At 42.6% G+C, this 19,298-nt stretch carries 18 protein-coding genes; 10 read left to right on the top strand and 8 right to left on the bottom strand.

Annotation, left to right across the window (positions count from 1 at the left end; translation table 11 throughout):
- Positions 1-32: 32 nt before the first annotated feature.
- The 4 genes from AY607_RS00345 to AY607_RS00335 form a co-directional block, all read right to left on the bottom strand.
- Positions 33-998, bottom strand: coding sequence for a TauD/TfdA dioxygenase family protein (locus AY607_RS00345; RefSeq protein ID WP_064095508.1), 966 nt, complete (start codon positions 996-998; stop codon positions 33-35).
- Positions 999-1,175: 177 nt separating this feature from the next.
- Positions 1,176-1,310, bottom strand: a complete 135-nt coding sequence (locus tag AY607_RS15265) for a hypothetical protein (protein ID WP_263600624.1) — start codon at positions 1,308-1,310, stop codon at positions 1,176-1,178.
- Complete coding sequence (locus tag AY607_RS00340; RefSeq protein WP_064101401.1) at positions 1,303-2,517, bottom strand: MFS transporter; 1,215 nt, start codon at positions 2,515-2,517, stop codon at positions 1,303-1,305. The genes AY607_RS15265 and AY607_RS00340 overlap by 8 nt, the downstream gene beginning before the upstream one ends.
- Positions 2,518-2,673: 156 nt before the next feature.
- Positions 2,674-3,768: an OmpW/AlkL family protein gene (locus tag AY607_RS00335; RefSeq protein ID WP_064101400.1), complete on the bottom strand. Its 1,095-nt coding sequence runs from the start codon at positions 3,766-3,768 to the stop codon at positions 2,674-2,676.
- Positions 3,769-4,209: 441 nt separating this feature from the next.
- Between AY607_RS00335 and AY607_RS00330 the strand changes: the two genes are divergently transcribed.
- On the top strand, positions 4,210-4,389 hold the full coding sequence (locus AY607_RS00330; protein WP_064095505.1) for a hypothetical protein: 180 nt from the start codon (positions 4,210-4,212) through the stop codon (positions 4,387-4,389).
- 299 nt (positions 4,390-4,688) lie between these two features.
- Here the strand turns inward: AY607_RS00330 and AY607_RS00325 are convergent, their stop codons facing one another.
- Complete coding sequence (locus AY607_RS00325; protein WP_064095504.1) at positions 4,689-5,477, bottom strand: hypothetical protein; 789 nt, start codon at positions 5,475-5,477, stop codon at positions 4,689-4,691.
- A 364-nt stretch (positions 5,478-5,841) separates the two neighbouring features.
- Between AY607_RS00325 and uvrB the strand changes: the two genes are divergently transcribed.
- From uvrB to AY607_RS00305, 4 genes are all read left to right on the top strand, one after another.
- On the top strand, positions 5,842-7,863 hold the full coding sequence (gene uvrB / locus AY607_RS00320) for an excinuclease ABC subunit UvrB (protein WP_064095503.1): 2,022 nt from the start codon (positions 5,842-5,844) through the stop codon (positions 7,861-7,863).
- A 144-nt stretch (positions 7,864-8,007) separates the two neighbouring features.
- A complete protein-coding gene (locus AY607_RS00315; RefSeq protein ID WP_064101399.1) occupies positions 8,008-8,595 on the top strand; it encodes a lipocalin family protein in 588 nt (195 codons plus the stop codon).
- Between the two features lie 160 nt (positions 8,596-8,755).
- Positions 8,756-9,688, top strand: a complete 933-nt coding sequence (rarD, locus tag AY607_RS00310; protein ID WP_064101398.1) for an EamA family transporter RarD — start codon at positions 8,756-8,758, stop codon at positions 9,686-9,688.
- A 251-nt stretch (positions 9,689-9,939) separates the two neighbouring features.
- Positions 9,940-11,397: a glyceraldehyde-3-phosphate dehydrogenase gene (locus tag AY607_RS00305; RefSeq protein ID WP_064095500.1), complete on the top strand. Its 1,458-nt coding sequence runs from the start codon at positions 9,940-9,942 to the stop codon at positions 11,395-11,397.
- 54 nt (positions 11,398-11,451) lie between these two features.
- Here the strand turns inward: AY607_RS00305 and AY607_RS00300 are convergent, their stop codons facing one another.
- A complete protein-coding gene (locus AY607_RS00300; RefSeq protein ID WP_064101397.1) occupies positions 11,452-12,312 on the bottom strand; it encodes an SDR family oxidoreductase in 861 nt (286 codons plus the stop codon).
- Between the two features lie 102 nt (positions 12,313-12,414).
- Between AY607_RS00300 and AY607_RS00295 the strand changes: the two genes are divergently transcribed.
- From AY607_RS00295 to proB, 4 genes are all read left to right on the top strand, one after another.
- The gene (locus AY607_RS00295; RefSeq protein WP_064095498.1) at positions 12,415-12,789 is read left to right on the top strand and encodes a winged helix-turn-helix transcriptional regulator; all 375 of its coding nucleotides are present in this window, start codon (positions 12,415-12,417) and stop codon (positions 12,787-12,789) included.
- Positions 12,790-12,851: 62 nt separating this feature from the next.
- Positions 12,852-13,379 (top strand): hypothetical protein, encoded by a 528-nt coding sequence (locus AY607_RS15125; RefSeq protein WP_227509941.1) that lies wholly within the window; start codon positions 12,852-12,854, stop codon positions 13,377-13,379.
- 162 nt (positions 13,380-13,541) lie between these two features.
- Positions 13,542-14,759: an Obg family GTPase CgtA gene (gene cgtA / locus AY607_RS00280; RefSeq protein WP_064095497.1), complete on the top strand. Its 1,218-nt coding sequence runs from the start codon at positions 13,542-13,544 to the stop codon at positions 14,757-14,759.
- Positions 14,760-14,786: 27 nt separating this feature from the next.
- Positions 14,787-15,920 (top strand): glutamate 5-kinase, encoded by a 1,134-nt coding sequence (proB, locus tag AY607_RS00275; protein WP_064101396.1) that lies wholly within the window; start codon positions 14,787-14,789, stop codon positions 15,918-15,920.
- A 67-nt stretch (positions 15,921-15,987) separates the two neighbouring features.
- On the opposite strand, the gene AY607_RS00270 is transcribed toward proB, so the two are convergent.
- Positions 15,988-16,584 carry a phosphatase PAP2 family protein gene (locus AY607_RS00270; RefSeq protein WP_064101395.1) on the bottom strand — a complete coding sequence of 199 codons (597 nt, stop codon included), beginning with the start codon at positions 16,582-16,584 and terminating at the stop codon, positions 15,988-15,990.
- A gap of 164 nt (positions 16,585-16,748) precedes the next feature.
- Positions 16,749-17,450, bottom strand: a complete 702-nt coding sequence (locus tag AY607_RS00265) for an SIMPL domain-containing protein (protein WP_064101394.1) — start codon at positions 17,448-17,450, stop codon at positions 16,749-16,751.
- 474 nt (positions 17,451-17,924) lie between these two features.
- Between AY607_RS00265 and AY607_RS00260 the strand changes: the two genes are divergently transcribed.
- Positions 17,925-19,298 carry a diaminobutyrate--2-oxoglutarate transaminase gene (locus AY607_RS00260; RefSeq protein WP_064095493.1) on the top strand — a complete coding sequence of 458 codons (1,374 nt, stop codon included), beginning with the start codon at positions 17,925-17,927 and terminating at the stop codon, positions 19,296-19,298.

Below are 19,298 nucleotides of genomic sequence, written 5' to 3'. Positions count from 1 at the left end.
TTCTACCTTTCTCGTTATTCTCGTTTTTATTATTAAAATGGACGGCTACCTGCCAGACTGATACGTTTCAATAAACGGCGCTGATCAGCCGGGAAAGGACGACGGGAGTGCAGAGTCACCTGATTGTCCCAGAACACGATATCGCCCACTTCCCAATGATGTTCATAAGCGAACTCAGGTTTTGAAATATGCTCACGCAATGTTGCAATCAGTTCGCTGCCAGCCTGATCATCATAATTGACCAGTTCAACTTCGGTATGCGTATTCAGCCAAAGTGCTTTACGACCGGATTCGGGATGAGTGCGCACCAGTGGATGTGGATAGGCATGACTTAATATGGGCTGATCTTTAAAGCGATACAGCGGGCTATTGCCATAACCTTGATCCTCAACCTGATCTCTAGTTTTTTGACGGCGCACGAATGGGTTGTAAGTAATCAGTTGTAGCTGATCAATTTGTGCTTTGGTTTCTTTATCGAGTGCATCATAGGCTTTAATGGTATTGATCCAGCTGGTCTGACCGCCGTCCTGAGGCAGTTCAATTGCATACAGAAGGGAACCAAAAGAAGGTAGGGGTGTCCATTGATGATCGGCATGTGGAGTCAGTTCACCATGCCCGGTGTAATCTCCCTGACCAACAGCATTGGACACCGGAACGACATCGGGTGGAACACCGCTATCTGACTGCGCAGCCAGTACCGGTGTATCTGCACCTGGGCGGAAAATGGAACCGAAATAAGTTGAAAACGCCAAGTATTGTAAATCATCCAGACTTTGCTGCTTAAAGATCAAAATCAGGTGCTCGGCCAGCGCCTGTTTTAATTTCAGAATGGTTTCAGATGACTGTGCTTTACGGGCATCCAGACCATAGACCACTGCACCTAAGGCCTGATCTGTTTGCGGAACAATCTTGATTTCAGTCGGATGTTGAAATTGATCTTGCTGATGCCAGCGTGGAGCATCATGAATGGCTTGTGAAAGTTGGGTTAAGCTGGTCATTATCGAGTCTCAGAATTTTTTAATAATCAGAATCTAAGAAAATTCCGGACTGAAATAAAATCAAAAGAAGTGATAAGTTTATGAAGAAGCTTATATTTTTATTATTTTGCTGATTTTACAGCATTTAACTTATTCTGCGATGGATTGCGTGTTTTTTGCTGAGGATATTCCAGCAGATTAGTGGGCACAGAAAGCCTGATTAAAATATTCAAACAGCTCTGGGGTTTGAAACCACAGCCCAATCGACAAAGCCATTAAAAGCAGAAGGACTACAGTAATCGAAATTTTGAGTTTCAGTAGAGAATCAGTCATGGACGATTTGCTCCTCATTGACCCAGAAATGTACCATTACCCCAAAAATGCTGAGGACAATTGACAGCATCCACACCGCATCATAATTGCCACTCAAATCATGGTTGACTCCACCCAGCCAGCCACCGAAAAATGAGCCAACTTGATGGGTGAAAAATACAATACCGCTGAGCATGGTCAGATATTTTACCCCAAACATATTCGCGACAATGCCATTGGTCAGCGGAACGGTCGATAACCAGAGTAATCCCATGATGACACCAAAGGCATAAACTGTCCATGTACTCAGAGGCAGCATGAGAAAGGCAATAATCGCGATCCCGCGCAAACCATAAAGCCCCATCAGCAGATGCGGTTTGGAATATTTGCCACCGAGCCAGCCGGCAGTATAGGTACCTACCACATTAAACAAACCGACTAGCGCCAGAAAAATTGTACCTGTTGTGGCATTAAAACCATGATCGATCAGATAGCCAGGCAGGTGGATGCCAATAAATACCACCTGGAAACCACAAACAAAAAAGCCTAAGGCCAGAAACCAGAATGGTTTATGATTTTTTACTACCACCAGAATCTGTTTAAAACTCAGTGAGACTTTATTCGGGGTAGAGGCTGCATTGGGATTAACATACATCGGTGCTTTTAGCATCCAGGCCAATGGCACAATCAGTGCAATCAGAATGGCACTGACCACCAACGCTGCTGACCAGCCGACATTCTGTAAGAGTAAAAGGGTCGAAGGCAACATGATAAACTGGCCAAAAGATCCGGCTGCACTGGCAATTCCCATGGCCAGACTACGCTTTTCTGGCGGTGCTGCACGCCCCACTGCAGACAATAACACCGGAAATGACGTAGCTGACAGGGCGAGACCCAGAATTAATCCTACACTCAGATTGAGCAGTAGCCCGGTCGAGCTGACTGCCATCAGGAGCAGGCCAATTGTATATAAAGCTCCACCTACAGCAACGACAATCTTGCTACCATATTTATCGGCAAATGCCCCGGTAATCGGCTGAACTGCGCCCCAGATCAGGTTTTGCATGGCAATCGCCAGACTAAAAACATGATGACCCCAGCCAAATTCTTCACTCATCGGCACCAGATACAGGCCGAATGCATGGCGTACGCCCAGCGACAATGCCAAGATAATGGCGGAGCCAATGAGCATAAAAACCAGAGCTTTGGAAAACTGACCGTCAGCCATACATCATTCATGCCTATAAAAGTTGATAGGTATAGTATTCGATTCAAGCAAGAGAGACGATTAAATAAAAATTGATCAAAAGATAAATTTTTTTTATCAATATCATTCGCAAAAAAAACGGCCGGAGCCGTTTTCTTTAAAAAGTAAAAAATTAACTTAGAAGCGCATTCCAAATCCGGCATAGGCCAGAATCGGATTAATTTCAATATCGGCTTTGGAACGAATCAATTCACCTAAATTCGCATCTGTGACCGTAATTGTGGTGTCATTTTTTAAATGGGCATAAGTAACCGAGCCGACAGCAAACCAGGTGTCATTAAAGTCATAGCTAAAGCCGACCGTGGCCACAGGCGCGAAAGTATCGGATGCCTTCAGATCAACTTTCGGATTGGCGGCGCTTGGTGTTCCGTCCAAGGAAGCACCGGCTTTTCCTTCCTTGATATTGGCAATCATATGTCCTGCAGCAATCAGGTCCTGTTCGGTACGTGAGTTAATTTCCAGTTCATTGAAATAGGCATACATCACACCTAAACCAACATAAGGGCGGAATTTATTGACCCCGGTTTTACCAAAGTGATACTGGAATTCGAATGCGGGTGTCCAGGCACGAGCAGAGGCGGTAGGACCATAAGCTTCCAGGTCGGTAATCAAAATATCATTTTTTAATGAAATACCAGGTAAATCAATTCCACCTGGAATTTGCGGAATCAAATCAATACTTGGAGTCGCAAGTGCAGAAAATGGTGCATAGATTTTACCACTACCTTGTAGATCCACTTTGGGTGGAATGCCGGCTTTCATTTCAAAAGAAATATTATCGGTAAAATAATAGTTGGTTAAAATGCCTAGGGTGGTGACATCATCCGCTACCAGACCTGTACCGGGATTATCCCAGCGTTCCAGTCCATAAATTTCAGCTTGCCCACTTAAGGCTGCAGGTAATGTTTCTGCATTGAATGCATCCAGAAAATTGACAAAAAACGAGGACAGATTGGGGTCCATTTCCGGATCGAGATTATTTTTGACTGAAGCAATTGATATGTCACCTACTTTTGATGTTTCACTTTCTTTGACAGCAGTATTCACCTTAAATGGTTGAGCTTTACCCTGTGGCATTACATGCAATGCACCAACTGATACAGAAAAGCGTTTAAAGCCATCTCCATCCTGCAAGCTAAAATAAGGGGAATCTGCATGAGCGACCATAGGTAAAGTCGCCAAGCCTGCCATACATGCCAGCATTTTTTTCATTGATTTGGAACTCCATGTCCAGTGTATTTATTCATTTTTCTAGTTCATTAATTATGTGAATTAAATTTAAAAATTCAGTTATAGAACAATAGGCTAAAAGTTAATCAATAGTTAATCTTGGTAACGGCTGTATGCTTTATGTGTATCCTAGTTGCTTTTTTAAAGAAAAGTGCTTTGAAAAATGAGGAGTTTGCTGCTTAATTTTAATGTAAATATAAAGAAAGTTTAGCTTGGAGTTAACTCAACTATCGATCAAACTAATTTTTGATTATCTACATGATATTTTAAGTAAATTTTAGGCTGGGCATGGTTCATGTAAATGTCTGTCTGAGCATATTTATTATTTTAAAAAATACGTCGAAATGAATTTATCCAAGATGCTGCTACCCAGTAGGTTGAGTTTTTTTGTACAATAGTTCTATATATTATTGAGTGAATCATATGAGCACCCAAACGACTCCCAAAAAAAAGCCCCTGGTCAATTTACCTTTCCCTATTAAACAAGCAGAGCAAAATGCTGCCGAAGAAGTTCTGGAAGATTTAAGACCAAGACCGCAGCGCTATGCTGACCGTACCTGGATGCCGCCACGTGGTACTCGCCGTTCAATGGGCAAACGCTAATTGATCCCATTCAAAAAGCTATGATAAATCATGGCTTTTTTTGTGGAAGTTTTTAGCGGGAGTGGTGATCTGTATTTCATTTTTGCAGCTTCCTGAGCATGAAAAAGTAAAAAACCGGATGATCCAAATCTCTTTCAGTTTTATTCTTAATAAAGCAAACGAAATATTTAAGCTTTCTAAATACCAAACAAAACAAAATCCAGACCTGATCTATTTCATATTCAATATTTGAGTAGCTAAAAAAAAGCCAATTCAGAAATTGGCTTTGTTAAAGATTACGTAGGGGTATTGTAGCGGCATTAACGAATACTTTTACGTGCTTTATTTTCCGGTTTGGGTGGAGCAATTTCTCGCTCACCTTGCCAGACATCAATAAAATCTTTCTCGTTAATATTATAAAGTTCCAGTAGCGCTAAAATCACGCCTCCAAACAACATGGCACCTTCTGTCTGGCTTTGAAAATCGACCAGCTTGGTATTCAGGTTATGCAGGATATCTTCAATTTCAAAAACACGTTCCCGTCCATTGCTGTCGGTCGGGTAGATCTGAGTATTTAAAATAATCCTTGCCAGACTTTTCTCATTTTCAGTCAAAGGCAGTTCTTCAATCAGCTCATCACTAGCCGGAGTTAAAATGACCGAATCACGGAAAATGGTATGCAAGAAATTTGCGGTTAATTTGGGCAAAGGTTTTTCGACAAAAGGACGGAAAGATTGCGGGAAAATGACATTGCGCGAGATGCCTTTGAACATCGGTGCAATTTCCTCGACCTTATAACCTGCGATCCCGCAGCCTATGGAAGTAATAAAATATTTATTTTTAGGATGGTTTTTGGTGTAAATCTTAAAGTCATCAATGTAGTGCTGGATTTGTGAGAGCGGCATTTGTTGCAAATGCTCGTTCATGGTGGGAATGGCATAGCTTTGACCCGCCCAGCCACGACCGACGCCCATGACTGCGCCAAAATGCTCAAGTGCCGTTCTAGCTGCTCCACCACCATGCTGGCCAGCCAGGTTGCTGCCAAACACAAAAACGGTATTTTCTGGAAGGGATTTAACAATACTTTCATCGTGATAGTGGTAAGTCATAATTGTCTATTCTAGGCCATCCTGATCTTCATGTTGCCCGTGAAATGAATAGGGGTCAAGGCATTATTCTGCAGCGCTATCCAAACAGATAAGTCAATATTCCACCCATGCGCCAAAATATGAGGCCGAGTACGCCCAAATAAAGCTGCTGGCTGAAAATGATTGGTTTGTTCTGTATTTATTCGCTTTGTAACTGTATATTTTTTGATGATTTTTCAAACCAGATGGCGATTAAAGTGCTAACAAATAATGAATAGTAATATTGTTTTATTTTACCAAACAGAAACCTAAGCAGGGATTGAGTAATTCCAATTTACCCTCATAATAAATCAAATCTATATCCGCAACGAAGTCAGCGAAAGCTATGAGTGATAAAAAGCCCTTTGAATTAGTGACCAGTTATCAACCAGCAGGCGATCAGCCACAGGCCATTGAAAAACTTGTCAAAGGCATTGAACAGGGTTTTCATGATCAGCTTTTACTGGGAGTTACCGGGTCTGGTAAAACCTATACCATGGCCAATGTCATTGCGCAGACCCAGCGTCCGACCATAGTCATGGCGCATAACAAAACTTTGGCTGCGCAGCTTTACGGCGAATTTAAAGCATTCTTCCCCAATAACGCCGTTGAGTATTTTGTCAGTTATTATGATTATTACCAGCCGGAAGCCTATGTGCCATCTTCAGATACTTTTATCGAGAAAGATGCTGCAATTAATGACCATATTGACCAGATGCGCCTTTCTGCAACCCGCTCATTATTAGAACGACGTGATGCGATTATTGTCGCATCGGTATCTGCGATTTATGGTTTGGGTGATCCGAATGCCTATATGAGCATGTTGCTGCATGTGGTAGAAGGCGATCGTATTGGTCGTGATGACATTATTCGCCGTCTGGTCGAGATGCAGTATTCGCGTAATGAACTGGAATTCCTGCGCGGTACTTATCGTATTCGCGGCGAAATTATTGATATTTTTCCGGCAGAATCCGATCAGGATGCAATCCGGATTGAACTGTTTGATGATGAAGTTGACTCTATTCGCTGGTTTGATCCGCTGACAGGGAAAATGGTTCGTAAAGTACCTCGCGTAACCATTTATCCTAAAAGCCATTATGTTACGCCGAAAGACAATTTGTCCCGTGCCATCGAAACCATTCGGGAAGAACTTAAAGAGCGCCTGGTGTTCTTCCGGGAAAATGACAAACTCCTGGAAGCCCAGCGCATCGAGCAGCGCACACGCTATGATCTGGAAATGATGCAGCAACTGGGTTATACCAACGGCATTGAAAACTATTCACGGCATTTGTCGGGTCGTCCTGCGGGTGAAGCACCACCGACCTTGTTCGATTATATTCCTGATGATGCCTTGCTGATTATTGATGAATCGCATGTGACGGTGCCGCAGATTGGCGCCATGTATAAGGGCGACCGTTCGCGTAAGGAAAATCTGGTGAATTACGGATTCCGTTTACCGAGTGCGCTGGATAACCGGCCGATGAAGTTTGAGGAGTGGGAACGTATTGTGCCGACGACTGTTTATGTTAGCGCAACGCCCGCACGTTACGAGCTGGAAAAATCCCAGCAGATTGTCGAACAGGTAGTACGTCCGACCGGTCTGATCGATCCGGAAATTGAAATTCGTCCAGTTTTGACACAGGTCGATGATGTGCTTTCAGAAATTAATTTGCGTAAAGATATTAATGAGCGGGTGCTGGTCACAACCTTGACCAAGCGCATGGCCGAAGACTTAACCTCTTATTTGAAAGAATATGGGATTAAGGTCGCCTATTTACACTCGGATATCGATACTGTTGAACGGGTAAAAATCATTCATGAGCTGCGTACTGGGGTTCATGACGTGCTGGTCGGGATTAACCTGCTGCGTGAAGGCCTTGATATGCCAGAAGTATCGTTAGTGGCTATTCTGGATGCAGATAAAGAAGGATTTTTGCGTTCTGAGCGCTCTCTCATTCAGACCATTGGCCGCGCTGCGCGTAACTTGAAAGGTAAGGCGATTCTGTATGCTGATCGTATTACTGATTCGATGCAGAAAGCCATTGATGAGACGGATCGTCGTCGTGCCAAGCAGATTCAGTTTAATGAAGAGCATGGCATTACGCCACGTAGTGCAGTGCGTCAGGTGATCAAGGAAATTGATACCGGTGAAATATTGGATGATGAATCCATTGAATTACACGTATCAGATCAGGCACGTGCGATCAGTGCGGATGAGCGGCATATCATGGCAGATCCGAAACTGTTTGCGAAACATATTAACAAACTGGAAAAAGAGATGCTGAAAGCTTCCAAAGAGCTGCAATTTGAGCAGGCCGCACGTATGCGTGATGAAATTTTACGCTTGAAAGCCCAGATGTTTGATTGAGTGGTTTAGCATTTAATTATATTTAAATGACGTAAAATCAATCACAAAGCAAACACAATGTAACAAATTAAGGACTGTGATAAAGCTATTGTATGAACAGAATTTTTTAAATAAATATTTTGTGAACATGCAATAGGTATCTTTATGACAACTCAAAAATCTTCACGTACCGGATTAAAGCTGGCAAAAATTGCGGTGGGTAGCGCGGTTCTTCTCGGTTTGGGCGCCGCTACTATGGCTTATGCGAAAGACGAGCCATTACCGACCATTGAGAAAGTTGAACTGGACCGTTATTTGGGGACATGGTACGAAGTAGCACGCAAGCCTCTGTATTTTCAGAATAAGTGTGATCGTGATGTCACAGCGACTTATACTTTAAATGAAAATGGCAATATTGTGGTGGATAACCGCTGCATTAAAAAAGATGGTGGACAAACCCAATCACTGGGTGAGGCATTTGTGCAGAATCCACCACAGAATACCAAGTTAAAAGTCAGTTTCTTGCCAGACTTTATTCGCTGGATTCCGGTCGCCCGTGGTGATTACTGGGTTTTAAAACTGGATGAGAACTATCAGACTGTGTTGGTGGGCGAGCCTAAACGTAAATACATGTGGATACTTTCCCGTAATCCCCAACTGGATAAAAACGTAGTGAATGAATATTTGCAATATGCACAGTCGGTGGGCTATGACCTGAGTGATGTGATTTATACCAAGCAAACTCAAAGATAAGTTTAGCGTTTTTATGTAAACCATGCTTAGGCATGGTTTTTTATGCTTTGTGAAAACATAGTATCTAATTTTAAATGGAGACCTTTTTATATAAGTGAATTATCAAGCTTTCTATAATGCTAGTCGCTATAATGCAGACGAATCAAAGTAGAGTTTGACTATGTATAAAGGCATTGCGTTATCTGTATTGGCCTCCGTGGTTTTTGGAGTGCTCTATATATTTACGCCCTTTTTACAGCCTTTAGACAGTGAACAGACCTTTGCTTGGCGTATGCTGGCGACCTTGCCATTTCTGACTGCATTTATGTGGTGGTCAGGGGACCTGAAACATATCAGCAGTATCTTTAAGCGGGTATTACGACAGCCTTCATTTTTGATCTGGTTGCTGATTAGTTCGCTGTTATGTACCACACAATTGTGGTTGTTTTTATGGGGGCCTATCAATGGGCGTGGTCTCGAAGTCTCGCTCGGCTATTTTCTCCTGCCTCTGGTAATGGTGTTATTCGGCTGTGTGCTCTACAAAGAAAAATTATCATCTTTCCAGATGGTCGCTGTTGCATTGGCAGTATTGGGAGTAGGGCATGAAATCTGGCGAATTGGTTCAATCGCATGGGAAACAGTCTATGTTGCTTTAGCTTACCCAATTTATTTCTTTATGCGGCGTAAATTCGCTACCGATCACCTGGGTGGATTTTGGTGGGATTTATTTCTGATTTTGCCTGTTGCGTTTTATCTTGGCTTTATTTATAGCGACTCTTTGCCATTAATATTCAGTCATTATCACTTGATATTGGCAGTGCTTGGGTTAGGCTTTTTAAGTGCGCTCGGTTTAGGCAGTTATATCCTGGCCAGTCGATATTTGCCTTTTGTGATTTTTGGGCTATTGAGTTATCTTGAACCGGTATTGCTGGCTTTTGCTTCAATGGCACTTGGTGAGCGCGTAGAATCAGGTGAATGGCTGACTTATATCCCAATCTGGTTGGCCGTCTTCGTGCTGGTAGTGGAAGGAATCTTGCATTTACTCAGACAACGTAAACATCAATTAGCCCTTAAGAAAAATCTGGAAAACTATAAAGATCGACTTCAATCTTAAAATTAAGAAGAGATCGCATGAATAAACAACATTTAACAAATTTATGCCTGTGATTAAAAAACAGCTATCTTTAAAATTTTTGGATGCAAAATCATTCAGCTAATTACAATTATTTTTAAAATTTATAGTGAATATACGTTAAAAACTGCCCGTCATAATGAGCTTTTGATTCAAACTTGCCGCCAATTCCATTACAATTGTCGGGTTTAGAAATTTATGCCTAGATTTACAATTAATTAGAGGACGTATCTGTGAGCAAAGACACTATCGTTGCCCTACATGCAGAGCACCAAGGTCGCTGGAAAAACCGTGAAGAACTTGCGGAACGTATGATTGCCCTTGTGGGTCAGTTATATCGTGAAAAAAATATTGTAGCTACAGTTTATGGTCGCTCTTTAATTAACCGTTCTGTGATTCAGATTCTGAAAGCACATCGCCGTACTCGCGTGCTAGACGTTGAACTTTCTGTTGTAGACACTTTCCCAATCCTTGAAGCATTGGCGAAAATTGACAACATCGGTACTGCTGAAGTCGATCTAGGCAAACTTGCTGTTGAGTTCAAAGCAAAAGGTGGGGATGTTAACGCATTCGTTGCTGACGCTGTGAAATCTCTTGAAGGCAATCCAACTTCTGTTGAAGGTAGAGATGTTGTTCTTTACGGTTTCGGTCGTATTGGTCGTATCCTTGCACGTTTGATGATCAGCCAGTCAGGTCTGGGCCGTGGCTTGAACCTGAAAGCAATTGTCGTTCGTAAATCGTCTGATGGTGATCTGGAAAAACGTGCGTCTTTATTGCGTCGTGATTCAATCCACGGTCCATTCGCGGGTACGATTTCTGTTGATGAAGAAAACGAAGCAATTATTGCTAATGGTCAGTTCATCAAAGTGATCTATGCATCAAGCCCATCTGAAGTAGATTACACTGCATACGGTATCGAAAATGCACTTGTTATCGACAATACAGGTAAATGGCGTGATGCGGAAGGCCTTGCTCAGCACCTGAAATGTCCAGGCGCTGCCCGTGTTATTCTGACTGCACCGGGTAAAGGTGACATGAAGAACGTGGTATTTGGTGTGAACCAGGCTGACATTCTGGATGAAGACAAAATCATCTCTGCAGCAAGCTGTACTACAAATGCGATCACTCCAACATTAAAAGTGTTAAACGACAAATACACAGTGATTAATGGTCATGTTGAAACAGTTCACTCGTTCACGAACGACCAGAACCTGATCGACAACTATCATAAAGCTGACCGTCGTGGCCGTGCTGCTACACTGAACATGGTCATTACTGAAACTGGTGCAGCGAAAGCAGTTGCTAAGGCGCTTCCAGCTCTTCAAGGTAAACTGACAGGTAACTCTGTACGTGTACCTACACCAAACGTATCATTGGCGATTCTTAACCTTACCTTGGGTCAGGATGTTGATCGTGATGAAGTGAACGAATACATTCGTCAGATTTCAATCGGATCTAGCCTGCAAGGTCAAATCGGCTATACCAACTCAACTGAAGTGGTATCTTCTGACTTTATCGGTTCACGTACTGCAGGTGTATTTGACGCGCAAGCGACTATCACTTCAGGTAACCGTTTAACTTGCTACGTTTGGTACGATAATGAAGTAGGTTATAGCTGTCAGGTACTTCGTATTGCTGAACAGATGGGCGGCGTAAGCTATCCTAAAATTCCTGCTGAGACTAATGCATAATTAGTTTTTAGCTAAAAAAAGAGCCTCATTTGAGGCTCTTTTTTTTATACGTGATCAAAAAGAGGTAAGTGAAGATTTAACTGTCGTTTCAATTGGAGTGGTAGGACGCTTCAGTAAATTTTCTAAATCTTTACTCTCACTGAAAAATGCACCACGAGTTGCTTCAACATCTGCCTCCACCATTGTCTCAGCTAAGCTTTCAGGTAGTCCTGCCTGTAGAAGCATTTGTTTGTAGTTTTCAGCACTCAAGTTCTTATAAATGACAGTTTTCGAGCTAATTTCAGAAATCGTTTTGGTCAAAGTGTCAAAAGTAAATGCTTTAGAACTCGCCAATTCATATGTTCTATTGTCATGATCTGAACCAAGCAGGACGTTTGCTGCAGCTTCTGCATAATCCTCACGTGGAGCAGCGCTGATAAGGGCATCCTGAGCCGCACCATAGAAAATACCTGAGTCAATCGTGTGTTGAATGTTGGCTAGGTAGTTCTCGATATACCAGTTGTTTCTTAATAAGGTATATTTTAGGCCACTATCATGGATAAATTGTTCTGTTTCACGATGTTCCTGTGCAAGACTAAGCCGGGAGGTATCTGCACGCAATAAACTGGTATAGGCGATATAGGGAACTTTAGCCGCAACAGCAGCATCGATTACCGCTTTGTGCTGCGGGGTCCGTCGACCAATTTCACTGGCAGAGATTAAAAGTAATTTATCGACTCCCTGAAGGGCAGGTTGAAGAGATTCGATTTGATCATAATCAAAATGGCGGACTTCGATTCCTTGGTTTTGAAATGATTCAGCTTTTTCTACATTACGCACTAAGGCAACTATATTGTTTGCAGATGTTTGATGAAGTAGGTGTTGAATAACCAGATGACCGAGATGACCCGTTGCGCCAGTAATTGCAATTTTCATTTTTTATTCTCGCTTTTTTTGATGAATAAATATTAATCTGATAACTTACTCAATTTAAGCCCATATTAAAAAGTAAGCTTATTACTAGAAGGGAAGATTTTTATGTCTGCTTATGAAACCAGTAAATTATTGGGGCAAGTTTTATCTACTGATTGCCCTTCTCGAGAAATATTAGAGCATATCGCCAATAAGTGGTCTGTTTTAGTTTTGCGCTGTCTCAGTGAAGGGGTGCATCGTTTTAGCGAGTTGAAACAGCGAATCGAAGGGGTGAGTGAAAAGATGCTCTCCCAGACTTTAAAAATGCTGGAGCAGGATGGTTTTATTTTAAGAACTGTTTATCCGGTCGTGCCGCCGAAAGTAGAATATCAGTTGACGATTACCGGTTCACAAGCAGCTGAAAAAATTATGTACTTAATTGGCTGGATTGAGAAAAGTCTGCCAGATATTGTAGAGAATAAAGCACGCGTAGCAAAATAATATTGCATTGCTTTTGGGGAAGCAATAAATGAAAAAAATCTGAACACTTAATTGCGACCTTATTGGCGGTATATACGATCATCCTGATTTTGTGTATTGCACTTTATGCGATTTTTAAGATATTAAAAGTTGATATTACTTTAGCAACCAATCTCTTGCTTTGGTCTGCAGCGATCTTTGCACCTGTTGCAGTATTGATGACATATAACAGTTGGCGAGAGCAGAAAGGGAGTGAGGTTGTAGCGATCTTAGCTAAAGATATAACCACTGACATATTGGAATTAAGAGCACTTAATAATGAAATATTTAGCGGTGTTTGTGTAAGCAATATCAGCTTCGAAAAGAGTCAGAAAAATGTTAATGAATTTCATGATTTAAGAATACAAATCAAGAAATCTATTATTCTTTTAAATGATAATTTGTATGAAATCACTAAAATTTTTAATCAGCAGGCGCAAGAACGTAATGTTGAGTATTGGGATATTTTACACAAGAATTCTAATAAATATGCTAGAGAAACGGTTAAAAAATCTCAGATAGGATTTGATCCTATACTAGAGCAACTTATTAATTACACCTTATATAAGTAAGAATTATATAATTTTTAATTTTCAAAACAAGGAAATCAGACTTGTTGAATAAAATTCAGAGCAAGGTGAACGATCTTCATTGATTGTGTCATAAATATAGTCGAGAAATTCTTTAAAATATGGCAGAATATGGGGTTTTAAAGTTTTTAGAGGATTGGCAATATGCGCTTTGTTGATGAAGCAGTCATTACCGTAGAGGCTGGCGACGGTGGCAATGGCGTAGCCAGTTTTCGCCGTGAAAAATTCGTACCATTTGGTGGTCCAGATGGTGGTGATGGTGGTCGTGGCGGCAGCATTTATATTCAGGCTGACGACGACACCAGTACGCTAGTTGATTATCGTTATACACGTAAATTCCGTGCAGAACGAGCAAAAAATGGCCGTGGGGCGAACTGTGCTGGTCGTGGCGGTGAAGATACCGTATTAAAAGTTCCGGTAGGAACAACAATTGTAGATGTAGAGTCTGGTGACATTATTGGCGACTTGATCGAAGATGGTCAACGCGTGAAAGTTGCGGCAGGCGGTGAGGGTGGTTTAGGTAATACCCACTTTAAATCATCGACCAACCGTTCACCACGTAAGTGTACGCATGGTCAAAAAGGTGAATTCCGTGAAATCCGTCTAGAGCTTAAAGTTCTGGCCGATGTCGGCTTGCTGGGTATGCCAAATGCGGGTAAGTCAACCTTTATTCGTGCAGTCTCGGCTGCAAAACCAAAAGTGGCAGATTATCCATTTACTACTATGGTGCCAAACCTGGGTGTGGTCGATGCCGACAGTCATCGTTCATTCGTGATGGCGGATATTCCAGGTCTGATCGAAGGCGCATCTGAAGGTGCAGGTCTTGGGATTCGCTTCCTGAAGCACTTGGCGCGTACCCGTATCCTGTTGCACATCGTTGATGTACAACCGATTGATGGCTCAGATCCGGCACATAATGCCAAAGCAATTATGAAAGAGCTAAAAAACTTCTCCCCAACGCTTTCAAAACTACCGATCGTATTGGTGCTGAACAAAGTCGATCAGTTGGCTGAGGAAACACGTGAAGAATGGTGTACTCATATTCTTGAAGAATTGCAGTGGGAAGGGCCGGTTTTTGAAACTTCTGGCTTAACGGCTGAAGGCACCAAAGACGTAGTTTACTACCTGATGGATCAGATCGAAGAGCAGCGTGAACGCGAAACTGAAGATCCAGAATATGCAGCAGAAATGAAAGCATTCCGTGATCAGCTTGAAGCTGAAACACGTGAACAAACCATCGCTGCAAAAGAAGCGTATCGTGAGATGCGTCGTCAGCAACGTCTTGCCGGTATTCTAGGCGATGACGAAGATGATGAAGATGGCGATGATGATAGTGATGTGGAAGTGTACTACGTACGCTAATCTCTGAGAGAAGAGTCTGAGGACAAGATGATAGAAGTGGTAGATGGGCAACGTCAGCTCAAGGGTTGTAAACGAATCGTTGTTAAAATCGGATCATCTTTACTCACAGCAAACGGACAAGGTCTAGATTTAGATGCCATCTCGCACTGGGCGGGACAAATCGCAAATCTACACAATGCAGGACACGAGATTATTCTGGTGTCTTCCGGTGCTGTGGCTGAAGGTATGGTGCGAATGAAACTTGAGAATCGACCCACCGATCTACCCAGTCTTCAGGCTTGTGCTGCCATCGGTCAGATGGGCCTGATTCATACTTGGTCAAGCGTACTTGAGAAACACAAGATTCAAACTGCTCAAGTACTATTGACTCATGATGATCTGGCAGATCGTCGTCGCTATCTCAACTCATGTGATGCCTTGCAGCACCTGATTGAATGGCGTGTGATTCCGGTGATCAATGAGAATGACACGGTTTCTACTGACGAAATCCGTTTTGGTGATAACGACACACTTGCTGCCATGGTGGCTGGTCAGGTACATGCAGATCTTCTGATTATCTTAACGGATCAGGAAGGAATGTTTGACTCAGATCCACGGTCGAATCCAGATGCCAAACTGTTTCATACCGTACGTGCGATGGATGAAAGCCTGTTTGATATGGCAGGTGGGGGAGGTAAATTTGGTCGTGGCGGTATGCTGACCAAAGTTCGTGCTGCACGTCTGGCGGCAAAATCGGGTTGTCCAACCTTAATTGCAAGCGGTGACAGTGATGGTGTTCTATCACGTCTGATGGCGGGCGAGATGTTGGGAACTTTGTTTGTGACTGACAAAGACCGTATGACCGCGCACCAGCAATGGTTGGCAGCACACCTGCAGACTGCAGGTCGGTTGGTGATTGATGATGGTGCAGTGAAAGCTATCAAAGACAATCATCGCAGCTTGTTGCCTGTCGGTGTAAAAGCAGTTGAAGGGCACTTCGAACGTGGCGATGTGGTGGAATGTGTCGATCGACAAGGTCATCGCATTGCTGTAGGGCGTGTCAATTTTAGTTCGCGTTCTGCGGAAATCGTTAAAGGTTTGGCCTCAGATAAGGTTCATCAGGTTTTAGGTGAAGCACGTTCTTTAGAGATGATTCATCGCAATCATATGGCAATCTACTAAGTTATTCGGATTTAAGTTAAGAGATACACAAAATCCCGCCTTCGAGCGGGATTTTTGTCATTGAAGCTTATTTAATCCACCCCATCCGGATCAATGGCGCAAACAGCGATAGATGAATATTTAAAATAAAGCGCATGAGTTTATCCTGATATTTCCACCACAATGGTAATCCAGCTAAATTTACTGTTATTGCCATCAGGAATGCACCCAGCATATCAATCGGAAAATGTACACCGACATAAACACGCGACCACGCTACCAGCCAAGCTGTCCAGATTAGAATTCGTCCCAAGTCTCGCTGCGGTGAAAAATAATAGGCGAAGGCAATCCCGCTAAAAATACTCATATGGTTGCTGGGAAAAGAACCAGTCGGTGCATGTTCAAGCAGGGTGCGACCAACATCCATCACAAACGGGCGTGGGGTATTGAGTACCGTAGACAACACTTCACTCATCAATAAGGTAATAGCTGTAAAGATGAAGGCTTTAATAATCCCTGTTTTTACTTCGTAACTACCACGGAACCAGGCAATAGCAAAAATTAGCAAAAAAAGATAAACCAGATCATGCGCAATCAGGGAGGCATAGTTGATCATCCAGATCGAGGCTTGATCAGGTACATTGAGAAGATGAAACAGGGAAAGGTTTAGTTGAGCAGGAGACATGAGTAGAAAGGGCTGGTGCAAATGTCCGTTACTGTAAACCGGTCAAACCTCAATTCCTACCCGAGTTTGTATGAATTTGTAGCTTCGCTTTTTAAAGAATATTCACATGATAAAAAACCACCCAAAAGGGTGGTTCTTAAAAATCCGAATAATATAAAGAAGTCTTATTTAAACTGAATCGAGCCATTGGCACTGACAGTCATTTGCGATTCACCTGCCGCAACGGCCTGCTCTGGAATCATATCAGACGAAGCTGATTTCATCATGGCCATGCGCGGTACGGGCTGTGGTGCATAGTTATTGGTATTGATGTTCAAGTTTACCAGTTGATAACCCGGTTTGTTCCAAGTCTGGGTGAGTGCTTGGGCGCGTTGCTGGAAGTTTTTAGTCGCTTCAATCATCAGTTCACTTTCAACTTTTTTGCGCTTTTCATCTGATACCTTGAAATTAATTGACTCGGTCTGGAAATTTTGCTGCAATTCTGCAATGAGCTGCGAAGCCGCTTTAAAATCTTTTGATTCTAGGCGAATCTGGGCACGACCACGCCACTCTTTTAATTTACGGTTATCATTGTCATAAATAGGGTAAGTACTTTGTGTACCTGTTTCGATTTTCACAGTAGGATATTTGCGTGCTGTAGCAATCGCCTGACTCATGAGCTGGTTGATTTGGGTGGCCAGTTCAGCCGGCTGTTTGTTGGATTTTTCAATATAAAGTACGGCATGCATTTCATCATTTGAAATTTCACGACTGGCCTCTGCTGAAAGATTAACAACATTATAATTCATGGGTTCGGCGGGAGCTGCAAATGCGCCTGTGGCGAGTGTGCTGGCAAGGATAAAACTGGTAAGTGCTAAGAGACGCATGAAATTGTCCTGTTATTCTTAAAATTGGCCATCTAAGCCGTTAAAGAAATATTAATTCTCAATTGTGATCTTTTTACGAAATATTTGTGGTAAGAGTGTTAATTTTTCTTTCATTTTAACTTATTATTTAATCTATATTTATTGTTAATAATTAATTGTTTAATAATAAATTTTAAAATTTATTTTCTGAATATTAGCTGTGCTACAAAAAAGCATAAAAGAACAGGCTTTCCTTTCTGCTATCAGGCTGTAAGATGATGATTCAGGGGATGGATTGGCACGATGTTTTTTTTCGATAAAGATTAGGACAAAATGTGACTGAAAGTTATTTATTTTCCTGAAAAATTCGGTATCATCCGCCTCCTAGTTATTCGAATACAAAACTGCTAGCTAGAACCTTATAAAGCGCCGAGTCAAAGGACCAAACGTCACCAGACTTATTTCTTTCACCCATATCAGAGATGGTAATTCGATATGAGCGTTACTTCTGTAAACCCTGCCACCAATTCCACAAACGAATACTACTTGACTCGCCAAAGTCAGATGGAATCGAATGTGCGTAGTTATCCACGTAAATTACCGTTAGCGATAGCGAAAGCACAAGGTTGCTGGGTTACCGATGTTGAAGGTACTGAGTACCTTGATTGTTTAGCTGGGGCAGGGACGTTGGCATTAGGCCATAATCATCCTGCAGTCATTCAAAGCATCCAGGATACGATTGCAAGCGGTCTACCATTGCATACCCTGGATCTTACTACTCCTTTAAAAGATGCTTTTACTGAAGCACTTCTTTCTTATCTTCCAGGTGGTCAAGAAGAGTACTGCTTGCAGTTCTGCGGTCCATCCGGTGCAGATGCAACAGAAGCTGCAATCAAACTCGCGAAAACCTTTACCGGTCGTAGCTCTGTAATCAGCTTCTCTGGCGGTTATCACGGTATGACTCACGGTGCATTGGCAATGACAGGTAACCTGTCTGCGAAAAATGCAGTGAACGGTTTAATGCCAGGCGTGCAATTTATGCCGTATCCGCATGAATACCGTTGCCCATTGGGTCTTGGCGGTGAAGCCGGTGTAGATGCCCTGACTTACTACTTTGAAAACTTCATTGAGGATGTCGAAAGCGGCGTGACCAAACCTGCAGCTGTAATCCTCGAAGCGATTCAGGGTGAAGGCGGTGTGGTGACTGCGCCAGTAAAATGGTTGCAAAAAATCCGTGAAGTGACTGAAAAGCACAACATCGTGTTGATTCTTGATGAAGTACAGGCAGGCTTTGCGCGTTCAGGCAAGATGTTTGCATTCGAACATGCCGGCATTGAGCCTGATGTTGTAGTGATGTCTAAAGCCGTGGGTGGTAGCCTGCCGCTTGCGGTTCTAGGTATTAAACGCAAGTTTGATGCATGGCAGCCTGCCGGACATACCGGTACTTTCCGTGGCAACCAGTTGGCTATGGGTACGGGTCTTGCGACAATCAATACGATTAAAGAGCAGAACCTGGCGCAAAATGCACAAGAGCGCGGTGATTATCTACAGTCTGCATTAAAAGAGTTAGCCAATGAATTTCCATGTATTGGCAACGTGCGTGGCCGTGGTCTGATGATCGGGGTTGAGATTGTTGACGAGCGTAAACCAGCGGATCATATGGGCTCTTTGCCTGCTGATGGTCAATTGGCCGCAGCAATTCAGACCGCTTGTTTCAACAACAAACTGTTACTTGAAAAAGGTGGTCGTAACGGTACGGTAATCCGTTTACTTTGCCCACTGATCATCACTCAAACAGAATGTGAAGAAGTTATTGTCCGCTTCAAGAGAGCGGTTGCTGAAGCTCTGATAGCAGTTCGAGGCGTATAA

Source organism: Acinetobacter sp. SFA, from assembly GCF_001647535.1.
Lineage (GTDB): Bacteria > Pseudomonadota > Gammaproteobacteria > Pseudomonadales > Moraxellaceae > Acinetobacter > Acinetobacter pecorum.
Note: the sequence above shows the minus strand (reverse complement) of the source record. Positions and strands in the feature narration are given on the sequence as shown.

Coding starts and splice junctions, on each gene's coding strand:
- AY607_RS00345 (WP_064095508.1), bottom strand. CDS start 998: ATGACCAGCTTAACCCAACTTTCACAAGCCATTCATGATGCTCCACGC.
- AY607_RS15265 (WP_263600624.1), bottom strand. CDS start 1,310: ATGACTGATTCTCTACTGAAACTCAAAATTTCGATTACTGTAGTCCTT.
- AY607_RS00340 (WP_064101401.1), bottom strand. CDS start 2,517: ATGGCTGACGGTCAGTTTTCCAAAGCTCTGGTTTTTATGCTCATTGGC.
- AY607_RS00335 (WP_064101400.1), bottom strand. CDS start 3,768: ATGAAAAAAATGCTGGCATGTATGGCAGGCTTGGCGACTTTACCTATG.
- AY607_RS00330 (WP_064095505.1), top strand. CDS start 4,210: ATGAGCACCCAAACGACTCCCAAAAAAAAGCCCCTGGTCAATTTACCT.
- AY607_RS00325 (WP_064095504.1), bottom strand. CDS start 5,477: ATGACTTACCACTATCACGATGAAAGTATTGTTAAATCCCTTCCAGAA.
- uvrB (WP_064095503.1), top strand. CDS start 5,842: ATGAGTGATAAAAAGCCCTTTGAATTAGTGACCAGTTATCAACCAGCA.
- AY607_RS00315 (WP_064101399.1), top strand. CDS start 8,008: ATGACAACTCAAAAATCTTCACGTACCGGATTAAAGCTGGCAAAAATT.
- rarD (WP_064101398.1), top strand. CDS start 8,756: ATGTATAAAGGCATTGCGTTATCTGTATTGGCCTCCGTGGTTTTTGGA.
- AY607_RS00300 (WP_064101397.1), bottom strand. CDS start 12,312: ATGAAAATTGCAATTACTGGCGCAACGGGTCATCTCGGTCATCTGGTT.
- AY607_RS00295 (WP_064095498.1), top strand. CDS start 12,415: ATGTCTGCTTATGAAACCAGTAAATTATTGGGGCAAGTTTTATCTACT.
- cgtA (WP_064095497.1), top strand. CDS start 13,542: ATGCGCTTTGTTGATGAAGCAGTCATTACCGTAGAGGCTGGCGACGGT.
- proB (WP_064101396.1), top strand. CDS start 14,787: ATGATAGAAGTGGTAGATGGGCAACGTCAGCTCAAGGGTTGTAAACGA.
- AY607_RS00270 (WP_064101395.1), bottom strand. CDS start 16,584: ATGTCTCCTGCTCAACTAAACCTTTCCCTGTTTCATCTTCTCAATGTA.
- AY607_RS00265 (WP_064101394.1), bottom strand. CDS start 17,450: ATGCGTCTCTTAGCACTTACCAGTTTTATCCTTGCCAGCACACTCGCC.
- AY607_RS00260 (WP_064095493.1), top strand. CDS start 17,925: ATGAGCGTTACTTCTGTAAACCCTGCCACCAATTCCACAAACGAATAC.